This is a genomic window from Bacillus sp. MUM 13, from assembly GCF_001866725.1.
GTDB lineage: Bacteria > Bacillota > Bacilli > Bacillales > DSM-1321 > Peribacillus.
This window is the reverse complement of the sequence record NZ_MLYQ01000155.1, coordinates 1-4,470: the sequence shown is the minus strand read 5'-3', so window position 1 is coordinate 4,470 and position 4,470 is coordinate 1. Positions and strand designations below refer to the sequence as shown.

Sequence of the window (4,470 nt, the reverse complement as noted above, 5' to 3'; positions counted from 1 at the left end):
AGCCGAGGAGGCTCACCGCCCGCCCCGCGGAAAGCGAGCATCCTGGAGCGGAAATCAACCCCTTGTTCTATAGCAGCAAAGTTTACGAAAACAGCCTTTTTAAATGACACACTTAACATAATCATCTTATGGGCATATAAACCCGAAACACAGCCTTAGGTAATGATGATAAGCACTCCTAAATAATGACTAACCGTTTATGAACTGAGCATACTAAGAAACATACATTTCAGCTGGGAGGTTTCTTTTATGGGAAAAAGTGAAGACATGCTGTCATTATTTGCACTAGGCGGAGTGAATGAAATTGGAAAGAATATGTATGTCCTTCAATATTCCGATGACATCATTGTGATTGACTGCGGCTCTAAATTTCCTGATGAAACATTGCCGGGAATCGATCTGATTATTCCTGATATTTCATACTTGCAGGAAAATGAAGAAAAAATCCGCGGAATGATTGTGACTCATGGACACGAAGACCATATAGGCGGAATTCCCTACTTTCTCAAAAAATTAAATATCCCTATATATGCCACTTTCTTTACTCTGGGATTAATTGAATTGAAATTGAAAGAACATAAAATTCTTAGAGAAAGCAAGTTAATCGAGATTCATTCAGATTCCGTTTTTCAATTAGGCAAAATCGGCCTCCGTTTTTTCAACACAAATCACAGCATACCTGATTGCCTCGGAATTGTTTTTGATACACCTGAAGGCACAGTGGTCCATACGGGCGATTTTAAGTTTGACCTGACACCAGCTAATAATCAATTCCCCGATTTTCACAAAATGGCCAAAATCGGGAGTGACGGAGTATTGGCTTTATTGTCTGAAAGCACAAACGCTGAACGTCCCGGCTCTACCCCTTCTGAACGGGTGGTAGGCACTCATATCGAGGAATCTTTTTTAAGGGCCGAAAATAAAATAATCATTTCGACCTTTGCTTCCAATGTAAGCAGGCTTCAGCAGATAGCAGATGCTGCACATAAGACGGGGCGCAAGCTTGCATTGCTTGGGAGAAGCATGGTGAACGTCGTTTCAGTTGCAATGGAACGCGGTTATTTAGACATACCGGAAAACATGCTGATTGAGGCCAATCAAGTGAATGACTTCGAACCTGAAAATGTGTGCATTCTTTGTACAGGAAGCCAGGGCGAACCCATGGCCGCTTTATCACGCCTGTCTTCATCAAATTTCAGGGATGTATCCATACTCCCAGGCGATACCGTTATATTTGCATCCTCCCCTATACCAGGGAATGAGCGCGATGTTACGAAAATCATCGATAACCTTTTTCAGCTTGGCGCCAATGTAATTTATGGCTCTGGTTCCTCGACAGGAATGCATGTTTCAGGACATGCTTATCAGGAAGAATTAAAGATGATGCTCACGTTAATGAAGCCTAAATACTTCATTCCTGTTCACGGAGAATTCAGGATGCTGCATCATCACAGCATGCTGGCAGAGTCTGTTGGAGTTAATAAGGAAAATACCTTTATTATCAGCAATGGTGAAGTCGTCGATATTGAAAACGGGAAAGCCCGGCAAATACGGAAAGTGCCTGCAGGGAACATCTTTGTAGACGGTGTGGGAATTGGAGATGTTGGTGACATTGTACTGAGAGACCGCAAACTTCTCTCGGAAGATGGAATGCTTGTAATCGTGGTCACGCTCAGCAAGTCAGAAAGAAAGATTATATGCGGCCTTGATGTCATTTCACGCGGATTTGTTTTTGCACGTGACTCTGAGGAGCTCTTAAGCGAAGTGAACAGAATGGTGAAGATAACAGTCAAGGATCTCCAAAAAGCAAAAGTCTATCAGTGGAATGCTATGAAACAAAGCATCAGAAAGACCATTGGGCAGTACCTATACGAGCAAACCAAAAGAAAGCCGATGATTCTTCCTATTATTATTGAAGTATAAACTTTCTTGACATAAAATTAGTATCAAGGTGCAGGAAATGGCAATTTCCCGCACTTTTTTTAATTTAAAAATTCGTTTTTCCTAATTTCTATAAAAATCATGCATTCGCAAAGTTATCCTTCGCTTACTTTATATTCACAACCAGCCCTTCACTCTCATGAATATATCCCTGCTTAACACTGCCTTTTTCCACTTAAAGAGATATTGTACAATCCACCCTTTCCCCTTTCCAAGTGGTATATGTCTGGGCTCTGTCTAAAAATCTCTGTTCCCTGGATATTAATAATTCTAAAAATTTTATGCTTCTGGCTGCTTAAAAATATACCCATCTCACTTTTGCCGGCATTAGAAAGTAATGCTAGTCATAAAATGTACAAGCGGCATATCGCTGATCGGGTTTGGCGTTTACTTTGGTTTCCAGGGAATATCAGCTTTGGCGGGGTGACATATCCATTTATTAACCATAAAACAAGAATTAGCTCATTCTAAAGTTGGGGGATGTCAATGTTTATAGCAATTGAGAAAACGGTGCTTATTATGGCTTTTTTACGGCTCATCTCCGGAAGTATTGAAATATCGGCCGCCATCCTTATGTACAAGCTGAATGATATCGAGAAAGCACTTATGGTAAACAGCTCTCTATCGCTAATCGGGCCAATGGTTTTAATACTTACGACAACAATAGGCCTGATTGGGATATCCGAAAAACTTTCACTTGTTAAAATCGTCTGTATATTTTTGGGTGTTGCTCTTATCTTAATAGGAGTAAAAAGCAAATAGGAAAAAATCCGGAGCATCCAGCGGTTGTCCGAATGCTGCTGCAAAGATTCATACCGCATCTGCTTCAAACAGATCAAATATTTCTTATTCTTCCGGGATTTAAGATTCTTCCGCAGTCTTTTTCTTTCCTTGAATTTTATTTTTCAAAACCGCTACACAGGCAATCAGCACGACCACACCAAGGCTCACAAACAAGCCCGGCCGGATGTTTTTTTCCAGAGCCGTCCCGCTGATGGCCGCAAGCATCAGGGCGAGCCCGATGCAAGCCATTATTTTTGCTATGACCTTCATTTTTAGTATTTTCAATGAAGATATAATGATGAACAGCCAATTATACAGAATCAGAATACCCGCTGCCGTTGTAATATATTCGTATATTTTTCCCGGCAATAAAAGTGCGGTAACAATAGAAGCTAACAGCCCTATTGCCGCAAGTCCTAAGGATGGCAGGGGCAGATCCTTCATTTTCTTTATTTTTTTACTGAAAAAAGAAGGGGCATCCCCATCCTCCGCCATCGTAGCCAGCAAAGTGGTTACACCGAAAAGGGAAGCGGTCATCGTTGAAAAACCTGCAATAATGATAGCTCCATTAAATACATGAGGAAAAAAGGCAAGGTGGAAATTTTCCATCGCTTTAACAAAAGGACTTTCCTTGTCATTGAATCCTTCATACGGAACCATGCTAACCGCTAATACCAAAGAAATGACATAAATGATGGTGAGTAGGATCAGCATGACAATCCCCGATTTTGGGGCTTCTTCCTTCTTTTTAAGCTGCATTGCCATCAGGCCGATTACTTCAATGCCTCCAAATGCATAAAATGCATAAATGAGTGAGGCCCAAAATCCTTTGAACCCTTCAGGAAAGATTTCGTGAGATTTTTTCGGAAAATGTATAGAGCTTCCATCTCCATGAATCCATCCGAAAATAGCAGCTGCCGCAACAACAATAAACATAAAAATGGCAGCCGTTTTGACGACGGCAAGAATTCCCTCTACTTTATCAAACCCTTTTGTGCCGAGCAGCACCACGCCAATCGATGCCACTGCATAACCGGCGGCGAAAACCCAAAGAGGAACCTGGTGGAACCAAAATTTCGAAAGGATAGAAAGGGCAGTCAGCTGACTCCCGATAATGAGGATATTAGAACTCCAGTAATTCCACCCGCAGCTAAAACCTGCCCAATTTCCATAAGCAGTTTTCGCATAATAACAAAAAGATCCTTCATGCGGGTCATCGGAAGTCATTTTTGCCAGCACATTAAAAACGATGTAGGTACCAATCGCAGCTAAGATAAAGGAAAAAACAATAGAAGGGCCAGTTGTTTTTATCCCAATACTTGATCCGAGGAAATAACCGGTACCAATTGTACATCCGATTCCCATTAAAGACAGCTGCCACCATTTCATTTGCCCTTTACTTGAATTGTCAGGTTTACTTCCGCCTGTTCCACACCCTGATTGACTCATGAAACCCCCCCCAGTTCTTCACTAATAAAACCCTCTATTTTAACATTCACAAAACGAGCTGTGCAGTAAAAAATCCATAATCTTGGAAATCACTGCTAACCACATTTCCAGCTGAATGGATCTCACCTAACATTTTTATTATTATGAAATGCGGGGGATTTATTTATTCATTAAGTCCTCACCCTTTAAGGCTCTTTTCTTAAAGATTGTTGTTTTTTAATATATTCTGTGAAGCGATCCCGTTGTTAAACCGGATTGATTGGAGTGTAAGGTGCGTGACTCCTGTGGGATTAGCGG

Annotated in this window: 3 protein-coding genes; 2 read left to right on the top strand and 1 reads right to left on the bottom strand. The window is 41.2% G+C overall.

What is annotated here, in order from left to right; genetic code table 11:
* Positions 1 to 249 precede the first annotated feature (249 nt).
* Together BIV59_RS22170 and BIV59_RS22165 are read left to right on the top strand one after the other, a co-directional pair.
* A complete protein-coding gene (locus tag BIV59_RS22170) occupies positions 250 to 1,923 on the top strand; it encodes a ribonuclease J (protein ID WP_071353627.1) in 1,674 nt (557 codons plus the stop codon).
* Between the two features lie 504 nt (positions 1,924 to 2,427).
* A complete protein-coding gene (locus BIV59_RS22165) occupies positions 2,428 to 2,703 on the top strand; it encodes a YqhV family protein (RefSeq protein ID WP_071353626.1) in 276 nt (91 codons plus the stop codon).
* A 99-nt stretch (positions 2,704 to 2,802) separates the two neighbouring features.
* Here BIV59_RS22165 and BIV59_RS22160 read toward each other — a convergent pair whose 3' ends face one another.
* Positions 2,803 to 4,173: an amino acid permease gene (locus BIV59_RS22160; protein WP_071353625.1), complete on the bottom strand. Its 1,371-nt coding sequence runs from the start codon at positions 4,171 to 4,173 to the stop codon at positions 2,803 to 2,805.
* Positions 4,174 to 4,470 lie beyond the last annotated feature (297 nt).

What these genes read in the sequence shown, in the direction of transcription:
- BIV59_RS22165 (WP_071353626.1), top strand. Translation starts at nt 2,428, where the DNA reads ATGTTTATAGCAATTGAGAAAACGGTGCTTATTATGGCTTTTTTACGG.
- BIV59_RS22170 (WP_071353627.1), top strand. Translation starts at nt 250, where the DNA reads ATGGGAAAAAGTGAAGACATGCTGTCATTATTTGCACTAGGCGGAGTG.
- BIV59_RS22160 (WP_071353625.1), bottom strand. Translation starts at nt 4,173, where the DNA reads ATGAGTCAATCAGGGTGTGGAACAGGCGGAAGTAAACCTGACAATTCA.